The sequence below is a fragment of the Butyricimonas paravirosa genome, from assembly GCF_032878955.1.
GTDB classification, from domain to species: domain Bacteria; phylum Bacteroidota; class Bacteroidia; order Bacteroidales; family Marinifilaceae; genus Butyricimonas; species Butyricimonas paravirosa.
Genome location: NZ_CP043839.1, coordinates 4,808,609 through 4,831,871 on the forward strand (window position 1 = coordinate 4,808,609; position 23,263 = coordinate 4,831,871).

The 23,263-nt window shown below is 44.2% G+C and carries 18 protein-coding genes; 11 read left to right on the forward strand and 7 right to left on the reverse strand.

What is annotated here, in order from left to right; genetic code table 11:
• Position 1: 1 nt before the first annotated feature.
• On the reverse strand, positions 2-511 hold the full coding sequence (locus tag F1644_RS19365) for a bacterioferritin (RefSeq protein WP_087421841.1): 510 nt from the start codon (positions 509-511) through the stop codon (positions 2-4).
• 117 nt (positions 512-628) lie between these two features.
• Here F1644_RS19365 and F1644_RS19370 point away from each other — a divergent pair, with 117 nt between their 5' ends.
• A complete protein-coding gene (locus F1644_RS19370; protein WP_118304948.1) occupies positions 629-2,824 on the forward strand; it encodes a B12-binding domain-containing radical SAM protein in 2,196 nt (731 codons plus the stop codon).
• Positions 2,825-2,937: 113 nt separating this feature from the next.
• Positions 2,938-3,444: a flavodoxin FldA gene (gene fldA, locus F1644_RS19375; protein WP_027200058.1), complete on the forward strand. Its 507-nt coding sequence runs from the start codon at positions 2,938-2,940 to the stop codon at positions 3,442-3,444.
• Positions 3,445-3,514: 70 nt separating this feature from the next.
• Here the strand turns inward: fldA and F1644_RS19380 are convergent, their stop codons facing one another.
• From F1644_RS19380 to F1644_RS19405, 6 genes are all read right to left on the reverse strand, one after another.
• Complete coding sequence (locus F1644_RS19380) at positions 3,515-4,417, reverse strand: Ppx/GppA phosphatase family protein (protein WP_209279541.1); 903 nt, start codon at positions 4,415-4,417, stop codon at positions 3,515-3,517.
• Positions 4,414-6,483, reverse strand: a complete 2,070-nt coding sequence (gene ppk1 / locus F1644_RS19385; RefSeq protein WP_118304949.1) for a polyphosphate kinase 1 — start codon at positions 6,481-6,483, stop codon at positions 4,414-4,416. Before ppk1 ends, F1644_RS19380 begins: the two co-directional genes overlap by 4 nt.
• A gap of 88 nt (positions 6,484-6,571) precedes the next feature.
• Positions 6,572-8,515 (reverse strand): AAA domain-containing protein, encoded by a 1,944-nt coding sequence (locus tag F1644_RS19390; protein WP_118304950.1) that lies wholly within the window; start codon positions 8,513-8,515, stop codon positions 6,572-6,574.
• A 10-nt stretch (positions 8,516-8,525) separates the two neighbouring features.
• A complete protein-coding gene (map, locus tag F1644_RS19395) occupies positions 8,526-9,365 on the reverse strand; it encodes a type I methionyl aminopeptidase (RefSeq protein ID WP_027200060.1) in 840 nt (279 codons plus the stop codon).
• A 60-nt stretch (positions 9,366-9,425) separates the two neighbouring features.
• Positions 9,426-10,166, reverse strand: coding sequence for a L,D-transpeptidase family protein (locus F1644_RS19400; RefSeq protein WP_118304951.1), 741 nt, complete (start codon positions 10,164-10,166; stop codon positions 9,426-9,428).
• Between the two features lie 137 nt (positions 10,167-10,303).
• Positions 10,304-11,182: a Cbp1 family collagen-binding glycoprotein adhesin gene (locus F1644_RS19405; protein WP_118304952.1), complete on the reverse strand. Its 879-nt coding sequence runs from the start codon at positions 11,180-11,182 to the stop codon at positions 10,304-10,306.
• Between the two features lie 79 nt (positions 11,183-11,261).
• On the opposite strand from F1644_RS19405, the gene F1644_RS19410 reads away from it, so the two are divergent.
• The 9 genes from F1644_RS19410 to F1644_RS19450 all read left to right on the forward strand — a co-directional run bounded on the left by F1644_RS19410 (position 11,262) and on the right by F1644_RS19450 (position 23,138).
• Positions 11,262-12,257: a helix-turn-helix transcriptional regulator gene (locus F1644_RS19410; protein WP_229782453.1), complete on the forward strand. Its 996-nt coding sequence runs from the start codon at positions 11,262-11,264 to the stop codon at positions 12,255-12,257.
• A gap of 71 nt (positions 12,258-12,328) precedes the next feature.
• On the forward strand, positions 12,329-12,736 hold the full coding sequence (locus F1644_RS19415; protein ID WP_118304953.1) for a pyridoxamine 5'-phosphate oxidase family protein: 408 nt from the start codon (positions 12,329-12,331) through the stop codon (positions 12,734-12,736).
• Positions 12,737-12,819: 83 nt separating this feature from the next.
• Positions 12,820-13,677: an AraC family transcriptional regulator gene (locus F1644_RS19420; RefSeq protein WP_118304954.1), complete on the forward strand. Its 858-nt coding sequence runs from the start codon at positions 12,820-12,822 to the stop codon at positions 13,675-13,677.
• Positions 13,678-14,106: 429 nt separating this feature from the next.
• Positions 14,107-14,664 carry an RNA polymerase sigma factor gene (locus F1644_RS19425; RefSeq protein ID WP_118304955.1) on the forward strand — a complete coding sequence of 186 codons (558 nt, stop codon included), beginning with the start codon at positions 14,107-14,109 and terminating at the stop codon, positions 14,662-14,664.
• A 114-nt stretch (positions 14,665-14,778) separates the two neighbouring features.
• Entirely contained in the window at positions 14,779-15,933 is a 1,155-nt protein-coding gene (locus F1644_RS19430; RefSeq protein WP_118304956.1) for a FecR family protein, read from the forward strand.
• 197 nt (positions 15,934-16,130) lie between these two features.
• Positions 16,131-17,795, forward strand: a complete 1,665-nt coding sequence (locus F1644_RS19435) for a S8 family serine peptidase (RefSeq protein WP_118304957.1) — start codon at positions 16,131-16,133, stop codon at positions 17,793-17,795.
• A gap of 21 nt (positions 17,796-17,816) precedes the next feature.
• Entirely contained in the window at positions 17,817-18,959 is a 1,143-nt protein-coding gene (locus tag F1644_RS19440) for a TlpA family protein disulfide reductase (protein ID WP_118304958.1), read from the forward strand.
• Between the two features lie 17 nt (positions 18,960-18,976).
• Positions 18,977-21,349 (forward strand): S9 family peptidase, encoded by a 2,373-nt coding sequence (locus tag F1644_RS19445; RefSeq protein WP_118304959.1) that lies wholly within the window; start codon positions 18,977-18,979, stop codon positions 21,347-21,349.
• 289 nt (positions 21,350-21,638) lie between these two features.
• The gene (locus F1644_RS19450; protein WP_118304960.1) at positions 21,639-23,138 is read left to right on the forward strand and encodes a hypothetical protein; all 1,500 of its coding nucleotides are present in this window, start codon (positions 21,639-21,641) and stop codon (positions 23,136-23,138) included.
• Positions 23,139-23,263: the final 125 nt, after the last annotated feature.

Below are 23,263 nucleotides of genomic sequence, written 5' to 3' on the forward strand. Positions count from 1 at the left end.
TTTATTCTCCTGCGGGAGCGGTTCCCACGGCCACGCTTTTACTGCGTTCAACAGATTGCAGGGCCAAATAATTGGCTCCGAATTTCTCCAAGTTGTCCAGTTCTGTTTCATACTGATCTTGGTGAATTTCTTCTTCGGCAACAAGCGTTTCGAATAGTTTCTTGGATACGGCATCCGCATTGGCAGCACATTCTTGAGCCCAAGCGTTATAGTCGTTTACACTACCTTCTTCCATGGCCGTGGCCAATTCCAGCATTTCTTTCGGTTCGTGGATTTTCTGAACATCCCCGGATGTTTTCATTTCCACTTCTCCTTTCAAGAACAAGATACGTTCTGAAAGCTGTTCCACGTGCATCATCTCTTGGATGGCGGTACGTTTGAATAACCCGGACAACAGGTCGTAGCCCATATCGTCACAACGGAAGTGAAAATACATGTACTGGTGTACGGCAAGCAATTCGTCGGCAACTGCTTTGTTTAATAATTCAATGCTTTTTTCCTTTCTACTCATAATAGCTAAATGTTAGTAGTTTTACGATTCGCTAAATTAAGAAATAAAAGTGGCATATCCTAAATTTTGTCTTGGAATTAAAAAAGTGTACATTTGTTTAATCATAAATTCAAGATAATGAATGTTTCCCCTAAGGTGTTGCTGGTGACACCACCGTTTACGCAGTTGAATACACCTTACCCGGCGATGATGTATTTGAAAGGTTTTTTGAACACGAAAGGAGTTGATTCCGTGCAGGTTGATTTGAGCTTGGAAGTGATTCTGGAAATATTTTCATCTCGGGGGCTACATGAGCTTTTTCAACAGGTGGCAGCCCGGGAAATTCGTTTGTCGGATAACGCCCGGCGTATTTTTGCCTTGCAGGAGGAGTACAAGCGCACAATTGATGCGGTCATGGCTTTTCTGCAAGGAAGGAACCGGACGCTGGCTTACTCGATTTGCGAATCTTATTTTCTACCCCGGGCAAGTCGTTTCGAGCAGGAGGAAGATACGGAATGGGCCTTCGGGGTGATGGGGTTGGAGGATAAAGCTCGTTACCTTTCCACCTTGTACTTGGAAGATTTGTCCGATTTCTTGCAAGAGACCGTGGATGAGCATTTCGGGTTTAGTCGTTACGCGGAGCATCTGGGGCGTTCGGCCTCTTCTTTTGATGAGTTGAATGCGGAGCTGGCAAAGCCCTTGACTTTCACGGATCATTACCTGATAAGGCTGCTTGCGGCCCGGATGAAAGAGTATCGTCCGGAGGTGGTGGCTATCACAGTCCCGTTCCCCGGGAATCTTTATAGTGCTTTGCGTTGCGGGGAGTGGATCAAGGTTAATTACCCGGAAGTCACGGTGGTGATGGGTGGGGGATTTGCCAACACGGAATTGCGGTCGTTGGCAGATGTGCGTTTCTTCCACTTTACCGATTACTTGTTGTTGGATGACGGTGAGTTGCCGTTATGGCGTTTGCTTGAACACGTGACGGGACAGATCGGGGATTCCGATTTGGTACGCACATTTTGCTTACGAGACGGGAGGGTCGAGTTTTTGAATGATGAGTCGGCCGTGATGATCCCGCAGAAGGAAGTCGGCGTACCCGATTATTCCGGATTGTTGTTAGACAGGTATGTTTCGGTGATCGAGATCGTAAACCCGATGCATAAGTTATGGAGTGACGGACGATGGAATAAACTGACTCTGGCTCACGGGTGTTATTGGGGAAGATGTAGTTTTTGTGACGGGAGTCTGGACTATATCCGGCGCTATGAACCGAACGAGGTGAAAACGATTGTTGACCGAATGGAACAAGTGATGGCACAGACGGGGGAAGGTGGTTTCCATTTTGTTGACGAGGCTGCACCTCCCGCTTTATTGAAAGAGATGGCACTGGAAATATTGCGCCGAAGACTGACGGTCGTCTGGTGGGGGAATATCCGTTTTGAACGGGCTTATACACGGGATTTGTGCCGTTTACTGAAGGCATCCGGCTGTATTGCCGTGTCGGGCGGGGTAGAGGTTGCGTCTGACCGGGTGTTGGGCCTGATCAATAAAGGGGTTACTCTGGAGCAACTGACCCGTTCGGCCAATCATTTCACGGGGACGGGAATCATGGTTCACGCTTACTTGATGTATGGTTTCCCGACGGAGACAACACAGGAAACTGTCGATTCGCTTGAAGTGGTGCGCCAGTTATTCGAGCTGGGATATATCCATTCCGGTTTTTGGCATCGTTTTGCCATGACTGCGCATAGTCCGGTAGGTTTGTGTCCCGAACGATTTGGAACCCGGGTTACGGAACCGCCTTTCGGGGGCTTTGCCCGGAATGACGTGGCGTTCGAGGATTTACAAGGAGGTGATCATGACGAACTGGGGGGTGGATTAAGTCGTTCACTATATAATTATATGCGGGGAGTGGGGTTTGACTTGCCTTTACAAAAATGGTTTGACTGCAAGATTCCGGCAACCACGATTCCGCCTCGCTTTGTCGCACACATGGCGGAAGAACAGGAACCCGTGGAAAAATTACATTCCCGGCGCCTATACTGGTTAGGAGGTCGGGTGGAGTTGGGGCCGGAGAGCGTGAAAAAAGGAAAATATTCGATCGTGTTATTGCTACATACGAATAACCGGGAGATGGCGATCAAAATGAGGGGTGACTGGGCTCATTTTATCCACGAGTCGCTGATGCAGGTGGGAGTGGATGCAGTGAATCCTTATCTGCTGGAAGACTTTAGTCGGAATTACGAGATCCTGTTTAACGATGACTTCCTGCCTTTCTGGTATAGTAAAGAGATGCAGGCGATCCGGGATCATGGTTTGTTACTGCTTTAACCACATCCCCATGAATAGGGGTTGGCGGGGGTAAATTTAATCATATATAGGGATTTACCGGTATTGTCGGGTGCGCTATCTTTGTCATGTACAAAATAAAATAATACATCGAGATGAAGAAAGTTGGAATATTTTATGGCTCCACAACGGGAGCAACCGAAGGAGTAGCTGAAACGATTGCGGCTCGATTGGGTGTTGCAAGTGAAGATATACATAACGTGGGAACTACAAAAGTGGACGAGGTCGACAAGTACGATGTTTTGTTACTGGGTAGTTCTACATGGGGAATCGGAGAGTTGCAGGATGATTGGAACGATTTCTTGGATAAGCTGAAAGCGAAGAATTTGTCGGGTAAGACCGTGGCAATCTTCGGATGCGGGGATTCTGCCTCTTTTGGCGGGTCATTCTGCGATGCTATCGGAATAATTTATAACGAGCTACAAGGAAGTGGGTGTCAATTTGCCGGTTCGGTGGATACCGACGGGTATAGTTACGACTCTTCCGAGGCTTGTGTGGATGGTCAGTTCGTGGGGCTTCCCTTGGATGAATCCAATGAATCTGACCAGACTGATAAGAGAATAGATGCTTGGATTAGTGGTTTAAAGCAAGTGATCTGTTGAGTCTAGTTGTTGTTTTTGATTTAAGAAAGCGTGTTAAAAGGCATTTTAACACGCTTTCTGCTTGTAAAGTCTATACTCTCCCTCTCTTTTCCTCCTCGTATAGCAACCGGATGATCCCGTCAGATAATCCGAGTTTGGGGACGATGATTTCATTTATCTTGCATATTTTTCCCACGGTGAGGAATATTTTCATGGCGGGTATGATCACGTCGGCCCGGTAGGTGTTCAGTTTCATGATCCGTTCCCGTTCTTCGAGGTTGAAGGATTTCATGTATTCGTAAAGAATATCCAGTTCCTGGTATGTGATTCGTTCCCGTTCCTTTTTATTCAGTAATTTATGAATCTTGTTGATATTTCCGCCCGACCCGATAATGGCATCCGGGGTATATTTTTCCGTGATGTTTTTCAACCATTTTTTGAAGTGTTTCATCTCCTCTTTGTCCACGGCGTCATTTAACATACGCACGGTTCCCAGCGGAAAAGAACAAGCCTCGACCTTGACGGATTTACTATAAACAATTACTTCGGTGCTACCGCCACCGACATCCACGTACAAGTAGGTTTTGTCATCATCCACCACCTCGTTCATGCCCCCGGCGAAAATGGTTTCTGCCTCTTTGGTCCCGCTGATGATTTCAATGTTTAGGTCACACTCTTTTTGTATCTGTTCGGCCACGGATTTACCGTTTCGAGCCTCTCGCATGGCACAGGTCGCGTATGCCTTGTAGCTTTCCACGTTGAATGCAGACATGATATACGAGAATCCCTGCATGGTTTCGCATAGGCGTTTCCCTTTCTGTTGTCCTATTTCTCCTGTTGTGAATACGTCTTCTCCTAACCGGATGGGTACTCGCAGAAAGGCTATTTTTTTGAACAGGGTTTCCGTGGGGTATTCTTCCACGTTGGATATGAAAAGTCGGATTGCATTCGTGCCGATATCGATAGCGGCTAGTGTTTTCGTGTTTATGGTCATTTTTGTGTTTCGTTTTGTGATGCGTAAAAATTGTATAGTGCCACTTGTGAGCGAGTTTGCAGGTCTGTTTCATCCGGTGAGGAAGGTGACACCCGCTGATTTATAACCTCTAAATTCAGGTTCCGGGCTTTTACCTTGTCTTTCCACTGGATGGAAAAAGTATTCTTTAGCGTGTTCAGTATGGTTTTATCTTGAATCGGGATACCGACTTCCACTCTGCGGCTCAGATTGCGGGTCATCCAGTCTGCGCTGAGAATAAACGCCTTTTCTTTTCCCCCATTGTAAAACAAGGTCAGGCGGGCGTGTTCAAGGTATTTATCCACGATACTGATGGCTCTGATGTTGTCGCTTAGGCCTTTTACTTCGGGCATCAAGCAACAGGCTCCCCGCACGATTAGGCGTACACGTACCCCGGCTTTACTGGCCTTGTAGAGTAGTCCGATCATCCGTTCGTCCGTGAGGCTGTTACATTTTACGTAAATGTAAGCCTTTTTCCCGTCTTTAGCATTTTTGATTTCGTTGTCGATCAAGGATTCGAAACGTTCCCGCATATTGTATGGGGAGACCAGTAGCAGGTCCGTATCGAGTTGTTTGTAATTATTTTGTAGGAACTCGAAGACACGTTCCGCATCTTCCGCCACGGTCCGGTTGGCAGTGAACAGGCTGAAATCACTGTATATTTTGGCGGTGTCCTCGTTGAAATTTCCGGTTCCCACGTGTACATATCCCTTTAATTGAGAGCCTTCCCGCCGTTTGACCAAGGCGAGTTTGCAATGGACCTTCAATCCCGGTATCCCGTAAATTACTTTTACTCCGGCTTGTCTTAATGCCTCTGCATTGTCGATATTTCTGGCCTCGTCGAATCGGGCCAGTAATTCCAGTAACACGACGACCTTTTTCCCGTTCTTGGCGGCATTGATTAGCGTGTTGATGATTTTTGACCTTTCGGCCGTGCGGTATAGCGTGATGTAAATTGAATCCGTGTGCGGGTCCATGGCGGCTTCCCGCATAAAGTCGATGAAATGGTTGAACGTGTGATAGGGATAATTTAACAAAATGTCCTGTTTCCGGATCACGTCGATCACGCTGGAAAAAGGTTTAAAGGCTGGATGGCGTAACGGGGAAACCTCTTCGTATTCTAATTCCGGATTAATTTTAGGAAATTTCATCAGATCTCGCATCAGATGATAGCGTCCGCCGGGGGTAAGATTACCACTTTTACTTAGTCCTAACTTGTCAGTGAGGATGTTAAGCAGATCTCCGGGCATCGCCTCGTCGTAGACGAGACGAACGGGACGGCCATAAAGTCTTTTATTCAATCCTTGTTCCATTTTTTCAACAAGGCTTTTCGATACGTCGTCATCTAGTGTCAGCTCTGCATCCCGCATGAACTTGAAGGTGTAGGCCGAGATCTCGTCGTACGAGAACATGAAAAATATATCATCCAGACAAAGACGGATGATGTCATCAATGAAGATGATCCGGGTATTGTCGTTGGGGGAAGGCAGTACGATGAACCGGGGTGAGAGGCTGTTGTGTGGTATTTCGATGATGGCGTATCGGTTGTTCTTCGTAGAATTCTTGTTGACCATTTTAACGGCATGATAGATGCGCTCGTCTTGCAGGTAAGGGAGACGGACGCTTTTTCTCAACATCAGCGGAACGAGTAACGGACTGATTTTCTCCGAGAAATATTGTCTGCAGAATTGTTTTTCGTTTTCATCCAGAGCATTTTCATGAACCACGTAGATGTGGTGGCTGACCATTTCGTCCAGGATTTGCGTGTAGGTGTTCTCGAATTCTTTTTGGGATTCACAGACTTTTTCCGACACCTTGCGTTGTAGTTCCAGCGAGGTTAGGTTTCCGGAGAGTTTTTTATCCTTTTCTTTCTTTTTCTTGTCCAGCCGTTCCAGGTTGGCAACTCTCACCTTGAAAAATTCATCTTGATTGTTGGAATAGATTCCGAGGAAACGGAGGCGTTGTATAAGCGGGACGCTCTTATCCTGGGCTTCCTGCATCACACGTTCGTTAAACGAAAGCCAACTTAATTCTCTATTGTATAACATACTTCATCTAGTATAACATTCTGTTTTTTACGAGGACAAAGTAGGTGCAGAATTGTTACATTTGAATGAAAATAATGTTGCAATGAAGTTACTTTTGTTTGGATGGGGCCGTGTCGGGTGTTTCCGGTTGAATTTCGATGATCTTTCCTTTCTCCCGGATATATTCGTACAAGGCCTTGTAAAACGGATGGGAGGTGAGCGTGGTGGCGTCTCCCAGAATAATGAGTTTCATGCGGGCTCGGGTGATGGCCACGTTCATTCGGCGCAGGTCATTCAGGAATCCGATGTTTCCCTCGCTGTTGGCCCGTACGAGACTGATTAGGATAACATCCCGTTCTTGGCCTTGGAATCCGTCCACGGTGTGAATCGTGATGAGTTTCCGCAAGGGGATAAAGAAGCGGTTCCGTTTGATGATTTGCCGGATATATTGTACTTGCACCCGGTAAGGGGATATCAACCCGAAATCGATTCTTTCATCCAGCACTCGTTCGATACCGATTTTCTCGATATATTCTTGTAATTGTTTTACCAACAATTCGGCTTCCGGCTTGTTGATTCGTCCATACGTTTCGTTAACACAATCTTCCGAGAACTCGCAGAGGGCCGTGTCGAACCATTCGATGGGAGTGTCGTATTCGAGAATATTACGGTGTCGTACTTCCGGAGATGCCTGCAAACGGCCTTTGTAGAACCATTTCGAGGGAAAGTACATGATGTCTTCGTGCATCCGGTACTGTGTTTCGAGCATGGAAACAGTTTCGGGTTTACGCTGGATAATCTTTTGGAGTAGCGTACGATCCAACCCACCTTTCGCAGCTTCGTAACATTTGATGGTGGGAGGTAACTGGCAGTGGTCCCCGGCAAGTATTACCCGGTAGGCCTTGGATATGGCAATCCAGCAAGCAGCCTCTAAAGCTTGTGCGGCCTCGTCGATAAACAAGGTGGAGAACATTTTCCCGTTTAATTGTTTATTGGCGGAACCGACCAGCGTACAAGCAATCACGCGGGCCTCCCCGAAGAGTTGGGCATCAATCTTGATTTCCAATTTGATGGCTTGGTCCCGTAAATCATGCAGCATCCGGCGGGCAGATTCCCGTTTGGCTCCTTTCAAGCGTTTCAGCCGTCCGGAGAGTTCCCGGATGGATGCTCTCGCGGCTCGTAACGTGGGGTAGGCAGGGTGGGATTCGAATTTGCGTTCGTACGTGAATGACAGCATCTTGTCGTTTACCCGTGTGGGGTTCCCGATTCGTAGTACATTGACTCCCCGGTCCAGTAACTTTTCGGCGATCCAGTCCACGGCTGTATTGCTTTGGGCGCAGACCATTACTTGATTCTCCCGTCGCAGAGTTTCGTAGACGGCCTCGACGAGTGTGGTTGTTTTTCCGGTTCCGGGAGGGCCGTGAACAACTGCAACCTCTTTGGCTGCCAGTACCCGGTTTACCGCTTGTTCCTGTGAATGGTTCAGCCACATCAAGTGAATCGGTTGAAGTTTTCGTTGTTCCATCATCTCGTTTCCCAGTATGACTTCTCGTAAGCGGGCAAGGCGGTTATTCTTGGCCTCCATGACTTCCGTTAGGGCAGAAAACATGGTTTTATAGGAGGTCCCGTCAAAGTAGAGTTGTACGCCCAGATCCGGGCATCCTTGAATATCCAAAAGGCTGTTGGAGTTGGGCAACACGACGAGCATCGTGTTTTCATGAACGTAACTGATGGTTGCCGCGAAACTGGAATAACGCAAATCCCCCGTTTGGTTAAAACGGAAAAAGCAAACCGGACGACCGTATTCGAAATTATGATCCGTGTCGTCATTCTCATCCCGTTTGATCTCGATGATGAGTTGGTTTAACGAGTTGTAGTAACTTTTATTCGCTGACACGGGATACCAGCAAACGCCTTGCTGAATCCGTTTAGGGATTCCTGCACGTTGTGTTTGTTGGTAGAATGTCTCTTTTTCAAACTCGAATTCCTCTTGCAACAGTTTGTATTGCCGCAGGAGATCAACCAGGGGGGAAGGTATTTGTTCGCTAGCCATGTTAAACGGGTTACCAGGTTAATATTTCGTTCCCGGTTTCCGTGATTAATATGGTGTTTTCCCATTGAGCGGAAGGTTGTTCGTCTTCGGTAATAACCGTCCAATCATTATCTTCATCGATGAATATATCCCGTTCTCCCATGTTAATCATCGGTTCGATCGTGAAGATCATGCCCGGAACGAGCAGCATTCCCGTACCCCGTCTTCCCACGTGTTCCACTTCCGGAATCTCGTGGAATTTTAAGCCGACCCCGTGTCCACAGAATTCCCGGACAACCGAGTACCCGTTACTTTCGGCATGTTCCTGGATCACGGCGCCCACGTCTCCGAGAAAACGCCAGGGTTGTGCGGCCTCGATGCCTTTTTCCAGACATTCTTTCGTGACACGTACCAGTTTTTGGCGATCTTCCGCAACTTCCCCGATCATGAACATACGGGATGCATCTGAAAAGTAACCGTTGTATATAGTGGAAACGTCAACATTGATAATGTCACCACTTCTTAAAATGATATTCTTGTCCGGTATTCCGTGACATACTTCTTCGTTAATGGAAGTACATACACTTTTGGGAAAACCCTCGTAATTCAACGGTGCGGGGATAGCCCCGTGTGCCACGGTGAAATCGTATACCAGCGTGTTAATATCCTCGGTTGACATTCCTTCTCGGATGTTAGCCGCCACGTGATCCAACACGGCCGTGTTGATTTTTGCACTTTCGCGGATGCCTTCTATCTGTTCTGCGTTCTTGATAATCTTTCGGGGGGGAACAATGTGACCCTGACGACGATAGAGTTTGATTTTTTCCTCGATGGAGGATGCCGGTTTGTTTTCGTTTTTATTGAATAGCATATTGCTGTCTCCTTTTGTAATAAGGCACTAAGGTAGTGTTTTTAGAGACAGGTTATTCCGTTATTTTGAAAATTGATAGTTACCGAGCTTGTCCACGGAGATGTTTAACTCCTTTAAATCCTTGATAAATAGATTATACCCTGTTTCGAGATTTTTCCAAAAATCTAATATGTTTGGATAGGCACGATAGGTTTCGCTGTAATTTTTATTCTTTTCGTCCGAGAATTTAAAGGGAAAGATGTACACGGGTATCTTTTCCTGGCCGGATTGACGGGCTTGTATGGCATAGATGTATATTTCCTTGATCTTATCGTCTGTCATGGGAAGACAGCCCACCGTGACGCAATTTCCATGAATACAGATATTACCCCCGAGATGGGAGGCTTTGCTTTTCAGCTTATCTGAATGGTTCGGGTAATTGATCATCAAAGAGAGATGATAGTTACTCGTGGGATTAAAGTGGTTGATATGGTAGAAGCCTTCCGGGATTTGTAAGTCTCCTTGACGACGTTTTGGGCCGAGGGATCCGGAACGGGCACATATCTTATACGTTGTAACCTTTTTATACACCTTGTCTTCCCGTTTCTTGGCATAGATGTCCATGACACATTCTGTTTTATACGCCATGATAAGAATATTCAGGTTGTCCAACGAAAGGTTGTGTTCTTTTAATCTTCGGGTCAGTAATGCCTCTTTTTCGTGGTAGGCGTTTCGTACCCGGGGATATTTCTTTTGCTGGCTGACGAAGTCCGGTTCATTGCTAGCGATAACACATAACAAGGTGAGCAAGGCTATTTTCATGGGTCCGTATAATTAGGTTATTACAAATAACGGTAAAATAAAGGGAAAAAACAAACGGGCATGAAAAAAGGCGTCCGGGAGGACCCCGAACACCTTACCTGTGTGTGTTGTGTGTATATGAGTGTGTGAATCTTTCCTTATTCGTTGATCATCACTACCAAGTATTTTGTTTGTTTCCAGAATGCACTCGGGTTGTTAATCTTCAAAGTCTGCATACCGTCATCCCCGGTTTCCAACGCGTATGATTCGCTTGGGTGAACGGAAAGGATTTTTGCTTTCTTGGAGTTTAACGGGATGGATGTCAATTCACGCATATCGGCATCCACGAATTTTGCATTTTGAGCTTGAGAAGAAACGATCGGCGGACAGAAGATTCCTTGTCTTGAGATCACGTTAGCTTCTTTTAGCCCCTTTCTGGAACCTAACAGATAGTGGATCGTGTTGAGCGATTTGTCCTGACCGGAAATCATTTCCTTTTGTGCGGTCGATTCCTCCTGCAAATTGCTCACGTTTTGGTTTAGTTCTGCTATTTGTTGAGTCTTGATACCTAGTTCTTTTTCTTTGGCAGCCAAAATCTGGTTGATTTCATTGATCTTTTGATCTCTGATGGCTAACTCTTCGTTTAACCCGGCGATTAATTTCTTGAATTCAGCGGATTGTCTTTTGTTAGTCCCTTCCAGTTTAGCAATTTTTTCTTTGTAACCGGCGATAGCGTCAGAAAGCGCTTGTACGTCATTTTTTAAAGCGGTAATCTGGCTTTTACTCTTGCTGTTTTTCGTGTCACTCTGTGATTCGATGGCCAGAATGTGTTCGGCCTCGCGGATAGATTGCATTCCGGCGGAAATGTCATTCAGATCTGCTAAAAGTTTATCCATTTCGTCACTTTGTCCGTTGCTAACGGCTTGTAGAGAATCTGCTTTTGCTTGCAAAGCTTTATATTTTTGTGAACTTTCCACGCAACTTCCGAGGAAGGCGATGGAAAACAAACTGACTGCTAAAAAAATAAACGTTCTCATAGTTTTTTGTTTTGATGTTTTATTCTATGCCTAAATAAAGGCAAGGCCCGTGCCATTCGTGTGGTAAAATGATAACGTGTTGAAAAACAGTTTGTACGTGTATTTGTTCGAATCTCACAATTGTGGAAAATTTTGCCCCAGTTGTGGAATTTCTCCCCAAGTTACCTGTGGAAGGGACTTTTCTCCAAATGATGCCTGTGTTGGAGATGGTATGGTCGTCCCGGATTTTTTTAGTAGCTTTGCCTTGATACCAATAATCGAACTCATGTACCAAGAATATCCCCCTCATCCCGTGTTATCTCCTTATATAGACAAATATTGGGAGGTGAAAGGCTCACCGGAAATGGGTGAGAAGATGAAAATTTTGCCTGATGGTTGTACCGATTTCATTTTTAACTTGGATGATGCACGTAACCTGGAGGATAAAAATCGGTTTGGTGTTGATCCTTTACACGGTTATTTCGTGGGAGCGATGAAGACTTACTCGGAGTTGTCGGTTTGTGCCGGATCACTACACGTGATCGGGGTCAGATTCACTCCCTGCGGGTTGACTATTTTCACGAAAAAGCCTTTGGGGGAGTTGAGTGGGCAGAGACTTCATTTGAGGGACGTGGGATTTCTTTTTCATGAAGAGTTCGCCTCTCTTTTAAGGGAGAAAAGTACGCTGGAGGAAAGGTTGCAAGTGATCGAAACTTTTCTGATATCTCGGTTAAAATATGCCGAAGAGGTTGACAAGCAAATCGTGTGGACAACCGGGGTGATCCGTCAGGCAGGGGGATTGTTGCCTGTTCGGGAGTTGATGAGTCGGGTGTGTATATGTCAACGTCATTTTGAACGTCGTTTTAAACATGCCACGGGTTACACGCCAAAAGAGTATAGCCGGGTCGTGAAATTTCGTCGGGCAATGGATGTACTTCGTCAGGTTTCCGGGAATAACCTCTTTTCCGTGGCGGTTGATTGCGGGTATTATGATTCTTCTCACTTGGTGAAGGAGTTCAAGAAATTGTCGGGTAGTTCCCCGATGGTTTTCACGTCCTTGCCGGCAGATACTCCGATTACTTATTTGGGGGAATAAAAGTCGATTTTTTACAAAAGATTCTTTTCCCGGAACTCTACTTTTGTATTTATAATTAATAAAATGGATATATGGAAGAATTGAAACGAAAAGCGGAATTATTACTGGAGCAATGCGAAAGTGTGGTATTGACTTCTATTGACGAAAATGGTTTTCCTCGTCCTGTACCGATGTCAAAGGTGAAAGCAGAAGGGATAACTACAATCTGGTTTGCTACCGGAACGTATTCCGAGAAAACGGAACACTTTCGGGTGAATCCTAAAGCGGGAGTGTGTTTCCAGAAGGAGATTAACAGTGTCGTGTTGACCGGGTACATCGAGATTGTTACCGACGAGGCGGAAAAGAAAGCTTTGTGGCAGGATTGGTTTATCGAGCATTTCCCGGGCGGGGTGAACGACCCGACTTATTGTGTTTTGAAATTCACGGCAAAGCGGGCAACTTATTGGCTGGACTTTCAATTTGTGAAGGGGGAGGTGTAGAGAACCTTACAAACTAATTTAGCAAGATCGGAAAAGTCTCTCCCAATTCAGGGTCTTACCTTTGTCTCGAAATACAAAAGAATATGGAACAGAAATTGACAACGAAAGAAGAGTACTTGAAAAGGATCAACGTGATCGTGGAATATATCAACAATCATCTGGATGAGAATATCGATCTCGGGATGTTAGCCGAGATGTCCGGTTTTTCTCCCTGGCATTTCCACCGGATCGTGCGAGCCTTTCTGGGAGAGCCTGTCGGGGCTTTCATCACCCGGGTACGTGTCGAGACTGCAGCTCGCTTGTTACGCTATTCCGATTTGTCCGTGCAGGATATTGCTTATCGGGTCGGGTATGACGTGCCTTCTTCTTTGTCGAAAAGTTTCAAGCAATTCTATGGTATTTCGCCGAATGGATACCGTAATAATAAAAATTACACGATAATGAAACCAGTAGAAGTAAGACCCGATTTGAAACTAGAATTTGAAGAACAGGTGTTGGCCCCGAAACAAGTGATTTACGTTTGGCTGACAGGTGCATATAACCAGTTGGATTATTGTGCCGCATGGCAAAAACTGTGGAATTACGTGCGGGAGGAAAATCTTTTTGCCCCGGATGTGGAGTTCCTCTGCGTGTACCATGATGATCCGAAAGTGACGGAACAGGATAAATTGCGCACGTCCGTGTGCCTCGTGTTACCCCGTGTCAGGAAACCGAAAGGAGAGGTGGGAGTAAAAGAAATTCCCGGCGGGAAATATGCGATCTTCCGTTACCAAGGACCGTATGAAAACCTTCATGCCGTTTACGATACGATTTATGCAAAATGGATTCCCGAGAAAGGGTATAAGCTGGGAGATACCCCCGGTTTTGAAAAATATCTGAATCATCCGGATCATACAGCCCCGGAAAATCTGGTCACCGAGATTTGTATCCCGGTACAATAGCGAGCGTGAATAAAAAATAGAATGCCCCCTCTCTATGTCCCGGCTATTGGGATTGGAGAGGGGTTTTCTATTATAGTTGTTTTCAAGCCCTTGATAAGTTGATTTCCTATTGATAGAATTTATTTCAAATTGTGTTATAATCTATTTGTGAGGTAATAGTCATTTTATTATAATCTTATATTTATATATTATCTTTTAAATGAATTAGCGTTGAATTGGAGATGAATAGGAGTTGAATGGGAGTTGATATAATATAAATATGATGAGATTAGATTGTAAGTAACATATTTTCATGGGAATAGGGCGTGAAAACTTGATTTCTTGTTTTGTAATGTTTTTTTATAAAAATATAGTTTCTATATTTGCTCCTAAGTCGTGAGCGATTTTTGTTCAGAATGAAAACAAAAAGGGCGTGAATGCTATTAATATATGGATAATGAACTATATACGGTGAAATGGTTAAATGAGAGTTATTCTGCTCATTTTGAAAGATTGTATAAGCAGATATACAGACGTTTATTCATTTTCGCCCGTAATTTTTTAATGGATGAGACTCTAGCTGATGATATTGTTCAAGAGGTTTTTCTGGGATTATGGAATAAGGGAAAAGATATGCGCAGTGATATCCCTTTAGAGCGCTATTTGTTTATATCGACCAGAAATTTATGCGTGGATTATCATCGTAAACTGAATATTGTGGATAAGTATCAGAAACATTTGATTGAGTCAGAGGCTATGGTATATTTTCCTTATAGTGAAGAAGAATCAGAGCGGGAACTTAAGATAAGAAAGCTTTTGGGAGAATTGCCGGATATGCAGAGGCAGGTGTTGGAATTAAGTGTCATGGAGGGGTTGAAGTACAAGGAGGTGGCAGAACGTTTGAATATAGCGGAAGGTACGGTACATACGCATATCAAGCGTGCGTATAAGTATATCAAGAGTCATTTGATTTTTCTCCTTGCGTTCATACATTTGATGTTAAAATAGAGATTTTATGAAAAAAATATTGTTTTGTTGTACCCCGAAATGGAATCGAGTTCGTTTTCAACAACAGATGAACTATGTAAACTGGGTTAGTACCGGTTTGAGAGGAGGTGAATTATGAAACAAATAGAATGGGATATTATAGAACGTAAGCTGGAAGGAGTGTTGTCTTCGGATGAAGAGATCCGTTTTCGGGAATGGGTTGAGGCAAGTGAGAAGAATGAGGTTTATTTTCATAAACTGGAGACATTTTATAAGGAAAATGGTTTCGTAAAAGAAATTACGGGTCAAGATGTAGATATGTCATGGGGTAAGTTTACCGAACAGTTGAAAGAAGAGAAAAGGCGGAAAAGACGAACGTTACGTTACTGGGCTATTTCTGGGGTGGCAGCTTGCTTGTTGGTGGGAGTACTGATTTCTACTTGGATGGGAGGGGATAATTCAGTTTTGTCCGAAGAGACGAAGACTATTGTTGCTGGGGGAAGCAAGGCTGTTTTGTGGTTGTCTAACGGTGAGAAAGTGGAATTGGAAAATAACGTGGACGAGTTGAAGGAGGCATCTGTGAGAATTGTTAATTCTGGTTCTGTTTTGAGTTACGAGAAGAATCAAGATACCGTTTTGAAGGGAAGAGTGATGAACAAGGTAGAAACTCCTAGGGGGGGAGAGTATGGGATAACTCTTGCTGACGGGACTCGGGTTTATTTGGGAGCTCTCTCGAAAATAGAATATCCCGTGGCTTTTGACGGGGCTAAGCGCGTGGTGAAGGCCTCGGGAGAGGTATATTTTGATGTTGCTCGTGATACGGCACATCCTTTTGTGGTGGAAATGACGAACCTGGACGTGGAAGTTCTGGGCACGTCGTTTAATGTTCGGGATTACGCGGATGAAGATTATGTCGAGGCTACTTTAGTGTCTGGAAAAATAAAGGTGAATGCGGGAAAAGAGTCTTGTATCTTGGAACCGAATTATCAAGCAGTGTTGGATAAAAAGAATAACACGCTTGAAACGAAAGAGGTCGACGTGTCAGAATTTGTTGATTGGAAGAGTGGGAAATTGAACGTGCGTAACAGGCGTCTGGAAGATATTCTGAATCGGCTGAGCAAGTGGTATGATGTTTACGTGTTTTACGTGAACGAGGAGGCCAAGGATATTCGTTTTTATGCGAATATTGATCGATATAGTGATATGAACGAGTTGTTGGATAAATTCGAGAAAACGGGACAAGTTGAATTCCGAGTGAAAGGGAACGTGATCAATGTAATGATGAAATAAAAAAATTGTATCGTTTGGACTAAAGGAAAAGTGACCGGGGATGTTCTCCCCGGTCACTTTTTTTGAGAAAAATTTGAAAGTAATCGGAATTCTTGTACCCAATTTTCACGACTGATTCGTTTTATTTTAAAATTTAGAAATATTGTAACCTGTGATTGTACGGGGTAATTACAGGGTATTTAAATGTAAATTGCTGTATGAGAACAAGTAAAATTATTTTGGGCGTGCTGGTGTTATCGGGAATGTTTTGCCAGGTCCAGGCTCAAAAGGTGAAGATGACAGAAGGGAAAAAGAATGCCTCTTTTGAAGGGTGGCATTTACGTTCGTACGAGACGGATGGGGTGTATGGAGCCGGGGTAAATCAGGCTTACGAGTATTTGAAGGACCGAAAACCGAAGGCGAGAACTGTCGTGGGGATTGTTGATGGTGGCGTGGATGTTACTCACGAGGATTTGAAGGATGTACTTTGGCGAAATCCGGGAGAGATTCCGGGCAATGGGATTGATGATGACGGGAATGGTTACGTGGATGACGTACACGGGTGGAATTTTCTGGGTACGCCCGATGGGAAACAGATGGAGATCGGGTACACGATGGCGGATCACGAATATATGCGGTTGAGGGAGAGGTATGAAAACGTGGACACGACTTCTTTATCTTCCAAGGAGCGAAGGGAGTACGATTATTTTCAAGATGTATGTAAATTCTCGTTTATTTGTCAGGCTTACCAGGAAATCGCAGTGGCTGAAGCAGCCGTGAAATATGCGGAAATATTTAACCGGGAGTTGAAAACTCTCTATCCGAAGGGGAAAAGATTTGAAATCAAGCAGTTTGCCCCTTTGCTGAAAGAAGGGGAAACAAATGAGGAAAGAATTTCAGCTTATAATTTTTTCCTGAAACGTTTTTATCGGCGGAAGAATCGTTTGGTGTGGGATGAGCAGTTCTATAATAATAGAAATAAAGTGGTTGAAGAGGTAAGAGCAGATTATGAAAAGTTGAAAGATTCTTATTTCGCGGGGTTGGCAAATCGGGGTACTTTAGGGGATGATCCGGAAAATGTAAAAGATCGTTTCTATGGTAATAATAATCTGCTGGCAGAGAGTGCAGTGCATGGTCAGCACGTGGGTGGAATTGTTGGGGCAACCCGGAATAACGGTATCGGGGTTGATGGTGTGGCTGATGTCGATTTGATGTTTGTGCGTGTGGGGCCGGGAAACGGAGACGAGCATGATAAGGAAGTGGCTTTGTGTATTCGTTATGCCGTTGATAATGGGGCTCGGGTTATAAATATGAGTTTCGGAAAGCCTTTTTCTCATCATAATAAATGGATGATAGCAGCGATGAAATACGCGGAGAAAAAAGGGGTATTGTTGGTGCACGCGGCTGGAAATGACGGGATGTCTTTGGATGTACGTGATTTTTATCCGAATCGTTATATTTCGAAAAACAAAACTCTACAAAATTGGATTGCCGTGGGGTCTATTGATATGGATGGAAATCCAGCTTCTTCCAGTAATTATGGAAAGAGGGAGGTTGATCTGTTTGCGCCCGGGGTGAATGTTTATTCCACGATTTACGATAAACGGTTTAAATATCGAGCCATGAGTGGTACAAGTATGGCAACTCCGGTTGTGACGGGAGTGATTGCCTTGATCTGGAATTATTTCCCGGAATTGACGGCAGAGGAGGTGAAAGAGGCTGTGTTGGGTGGAGTTACTTCCCGCGAGGGAGACGTGGTTCCTTGCCCGGGGAATGGGGAAAAAGTTGATTTTGATAGTTTGTGCCGCACGGGAGGTATCGTGAACGCATTGGAGGCGGTGAAATTGGCGGAAAAAATGTACGTGAAAAAGTTCAATCGATAATCAGATTAAAAAAAGGGATGTATGAAAAAAATGAAAGTTATTGTGGCAGTATTTGCCGTGTTAAGTATGTTTTATAACGGTCGGGCGCAGGATGTTAAAGTGGAGAAGACTGACACGCTTGGTAACGGGCAGGTTCGTAAAACGATCAAGGTGGAAATCAAGAACGCCGAGGATTTACAAAATTTGGTAAAAGCTATCGGCGGTAACGTGCAGGTCATGAACAAGTCGGTTGTCAATCAGCCTAAAATTCAGGTTAAGAAAGTGAGTCCTGAGGATCGTCCGATGGAGAGTAATAACGGGAAACAATTGTGGGCGAAATCTTATTTGAACCGGGCAGCTCCGCAGTTGAAGGTTGAAAAATGGTTGACGGAAGTGCCGGATACGGAAGGTAAGTTCGTGTTGATTGATTTCTGGGGACCTTCTTGCAGTCCTTGTCGGAAGAGTATTCCCGATTTGAACCGGTTCAGCAAGCAATTCAAGGATAAATTGGTGGTGATCGGGGTATCGTTGAACAAGGAAGAGCAAGTGCGTGCGATGAAAGAACCCGTGATCGAGTATTATAGTGCCATTGACACGAAGAAAGAGTATATCGGTAAATTCGAAATAAAAGGCTACCCCCATGCTATATTGCTGGATACACGTGGGATTGTTCGTTGGGAGGGGAATCCCGTGTTATCGGGACATGAGTTGACCGCGGAGGTTATCGAGAATTTAATTACGAAATATGATTACGAGGATGGGGGTGTACAGAGAGCATGGGCAAAACCGTTTTTAGGGGAAAAGGCACCAGAGTTACCCGTGAAAGAATGGTTCCCGAAGGAGCCGAATGTGAAGGGGAAATTTGTGTTACGTGATTTTTTTAGCTTTATGTGTGGTCCTTGTCGGAAGGCGATTCCGAAATTGAATGAATGGAGTAAAAAGTTTGCCGATGAACTGATCGTGGTAGGATGTGCTAAAGACGGCATTAATCGATTACGCCAGATTGAGCCTAAGATAGAATATTATTTGGCTAGTGAGCCAGAGGGGAAAATATGGAATACGATGGAATTGCATGTTTTATCGTATGTTCAATTGATCGATCCGAAGGGAATTGTTCGTTGGGAGGGACTTTGTACTGATTTGACCACGAAAAAGATTCAGGAGATCATTGCTAAATACAAATAATCATTAAGTAGCACGTGATGATAAAATTTTTTCTATGGTTTCTGCCTTGTTGTCTCGTTTTTACGGCAACAGGGCAAAAAGCTAATTATAGACAAGCCGAACGTTTTTTAAATTTGGAATCGTTAGTTGGCACGACCACTATCGTGCCGAATTCTTTGAAAGGGACGGATAAATTTTGGTATAAGTACGAGACCGGGGAGGGAGTTCGCTATTATTTCGTGGACCCTGGGGCTAGGATACATCGAGAGTGGTTTGATCGGAAATACGTGGCAGGAGAGATTAGCCGGGTAACGCATAAGCCAATAAATTATAAGAATCTGAAAATATCGGGATTTCGTCTAGATGAGGATGGCAAGACGATGCGATTCACGTCTGAAAAAGTAGATTTTTTTTATGATTTATGCTCTAACCAGATGATGCCGGTTGATTCTATCAAGGGAAAGAAGAAAAAACAAGAGCAAGTTAAAAAAAATTCGGTCAAGTCTACCAAGTGGATCGGGACGTATTCTCCAGATAGCTGTTGCACGGTTTACGCCAAGAATCATAATTTGTATTTGTTTTTCATCGAGGATTCCGTGGAAATTCAATTAACAACAGACGGGGTTCCCAATTATTCTTATGCTGGGAAGAATCGGGATACAACCGGTAAGATGGTAACTGCCAATGTCGAGTGGATGGCTGATTCCAAGCATTTTTATGTGGAACGGGAGGATAAACGTGGAATGGCGTCTTTATATCTGGTTAACACATTGGGCAAAGGGCGCCCAACTTTGAACGAGTACAAGTTTGCCATGCCGGGAGATGAACACGTGCAAAGAAATGAATTGCATCTTTTTAGCGTGGAGCAAAAAAAAGAAGTGGAGTTACCTGTTGAAAAATGGAAAGACCAGACCTTGACTGTTTATAAAGCTGGGAGACCGACGAAAAATCTTTATTTCTTACGTAAAAAACGTACGTGTGACGAGATGGAGTTTTGTCGGGTTATCCCAGAGACCGGAGAGGTAAAAGTGGTCATTCATGAAAAATGTGAGCCATATTTTAATGATCAATTGTTTAAATTACATTTGTTGTACGAAGGAGAAGAGATTGTTTGGTGGTCGGAACGTACGGGGCACGGGCATTATTACCGTTACGATAAAAATGGCAATTTGAAGAATGCGATAACTTCAGGGGGATGGACTGCCGGAAAGGTCGTAAAAATAGATACTGCAAGACAGACTCTCTATTTTGAGGCATATGGCCAGGAGAAAGAAGGATTCCCTTATTTTGCCCGTCTGCATAAAGTGCGTCTGGATGGAAAGGGTGGGGTGAAGTTGTTAACTCCGGAGCAAGCAACGCATAAGGTGCATTTTTTGACCGGAGGACGTTATTTCGTGGATAATTATTCTCGGGCTGACATGGCACCCCGCAGCGTGTTGAGAAATACGGACGGGAAGGTCGTGCTGGAATTGGCGTCGCCTGATTTGAGCCGTCTTTATGAAACGGGATGGAAGATGCCGGAGATGTTCACGGTGAAAGCGGCTGATAACGTGACGGATTTGTATGGGTATATGTGGAAACCCGCGGATTTTGATTCCACGAGGCAGTACCCTATTATCTCCTATGTTTACCCGGGGCCCCAGACCGAGGCGATTCCCTTGGAGTTTAGTGTTGTAACGGGCTTTAATAATGCGGCGTTGGCGCAGGTGGGTTTTATCGTGGTGACTTTCGGGCATAGGGGAGGAAGCCCTTTGCGGGATCGTTGGTATCACACGTATGGTTATGGCAATTTGCGTGATTATCCTTTGGAGGATGATAAGTACGGGATTGAACAGTTAGCCGATCGTTATTCTTTTATCGATGGTTCCCGGGTGGGTATTTTCGGACATTCCGGGGGTGGTTTTATGTCCACCGCGGCAATTTGTACTTACCCGGATTTTTACCGGGCGGCTGTTTCTTCTGCCGGGAATCACGATAATAATATTTATAATATCTGGTGGGGTGAAACTCATCACGGGATAAAGGAAAAGGTGGTTGCCGAGAAGAGAAAGGTGAAAAATCCGGTAACGGGTAAGGATTCCACGGTGACGATAGAGAAGGTGGAATTTGAGAAACCGAACATCCCGACGAATATTGAATTGGCGGAGCGTCTGAAAGGACATTTGCTGTTGGTAGCTGGGGATGCTGATGATAACGTGCATCCGGCAAACACGTTCCGGATGGTGGATGCCTTGATTAAAGCCGGGAAAGATTTTGATTTGGTTATTCTGCCGGGACAGGGACATAAATATCATGGTAAGGCTCTGGATTTTTTTAGACGAAAAATGTGGTTTCATTTCGGGAAATATCTTTTAGATGATTATTCGTCGGAGAGGTTTAAGGAGATTGATGCTTATATGCGGTTGGAATAGGTCATAATAGTTGTTTCTTTTGTGTTTTTTAAAAGGGGCTGTTCCCAAAGTCATTTTTTTAACTCCCTCCCCCTTCGGGGTACTCCCTCTATAAACAGAAGGAGAGCTGAAAATACTCCCTGTCTTCGGAACTAGTGACGGAGGAGTTTTTTGAAATAAAATGACTTTTGGGGACAGCCCACTTTTTAAAAAATCGAATAAAAATTACAATCGTTGTACCCTGTTTTTTTATTTTGTTCGTTTTAGAGGAAGATTGTAACTTTATCGTAATAATATAAACCAATGAATTATGAAAAAAAATGTGGGATATTTGTTAGGGGTTTTATTATCCGTTTTCGTGATTTCTTCTTGCACGGATGTATACAAAGAGGCAGATGCAGAAAGTGAAGAGGTCGTTGTACCCCCAGGGGAGACGTATACTGCACAGAGAAAATATACCTTGAACGTGGTGTATTATGTACCGGCAGATATGATGGAATTTGATGATTGGCATTATCGTCTATCGGGAATAACTCTGCATATGCAGAATTATTTTTATGAGAATATTAACCGCTATATGCATCTTTCGGGAGAGGCTGCCGATAAGTTTAAATTTGGGTTGGAGGTGAACGATGTAAATCCGGATTTCGTGAAGATTCATTTTATCAAAAGTACTCGGAATTGTATTGATATGCAGGAGAAGAATCTTCCGGAGATGGCACAAGAGGTGTTGGATTATTTTAATCAACGTCCGGAGTTGAAGAAGAGTAATCACTATTTGGTGTATATGCCAGCGTACGAGGGAAGTTTTGTGAAACATTACTACCCGAGTGCGGATCAAGGAATGGTATTTGCTGGGAGTGACACGGATCGGTTTAAGATTAAGTATTTTGATTCACCGCGGGCTAGGGCTAGTTTTTTGTATGATTTGGGATATATATTAAAAGCGTTTTGTCAAGCGTGTTTTGTGCCGGAGAGTAATTCCGGGTTGGACTCCCCGTTTTTGTCGTTGATGGGATCGACTGAAGTACAAGGAGCTGGATCGAATACTGCAGCATCCGGACCTACTTTTATGTTGCCGTCTTATAATTGTTTAAAATATACCAGTAGAATTACTTCCGGTAGTTCTTTTGTTGCGGGTACACCGGATAAAATACGATTGATGGTGTGGGATGCCATGTATTTGAAAGGGACGCAGTTGTTTAATGATGATTATTCTTACGATCCGTTTGATGTGACGATAGACGAGGTACAAATTCTTTCGAAGGCCGGAATTGATACGGCTATCGTGACATCCACATCCACGCTGCTTTCAGTGATGGAGGCCGATACTTTACATGTAAGGTGCTCTTTTTCGACAATGGCAGAGTTAAGTGGAGTCGTTTTGTTTGATGATCCGTGGCGAACTTACGAATATCCTCAAAAGTGGCGGGTTGATTTGGATGAGGACGAGAATTACGAGTCTGGTTGGGATGCTTATGGCATATATGTCAGTTCAACCATGTTTACGAATACAGGAGGGAATAGTTACGTGGTTGACTTCACGATCCCTATGGCTAATTTTTCTGCATGTTTAGGTCGGAATCCTAGAGGTGCGACGGAAGTTTTTAATCGAGAGTTGCGTTTCCGTTTTATTGGGAAGAATGGCATGGCTTATCCACACGTGGCTACTTCGTTGAAAGGAGCATTTGAACCGCCACTTCGAAATGTATATGAGGTGACATCAAAGAAATTTTCTGTTGGGGTTACAAATGAATTTGTTTATTTACATGATATAGCGACTCGATACGGCACGTGGGAAGAGAAGTAGCAATGATAAGTGATACAAAGTGGAGAATTATCGTAAAGGGAATTCTGAAATCCCACGAGTATATTTGTGAAAGTAATATGATGTTACTATAAGTAATTAATTTTATAGAGGAGCCGGAATGTCAC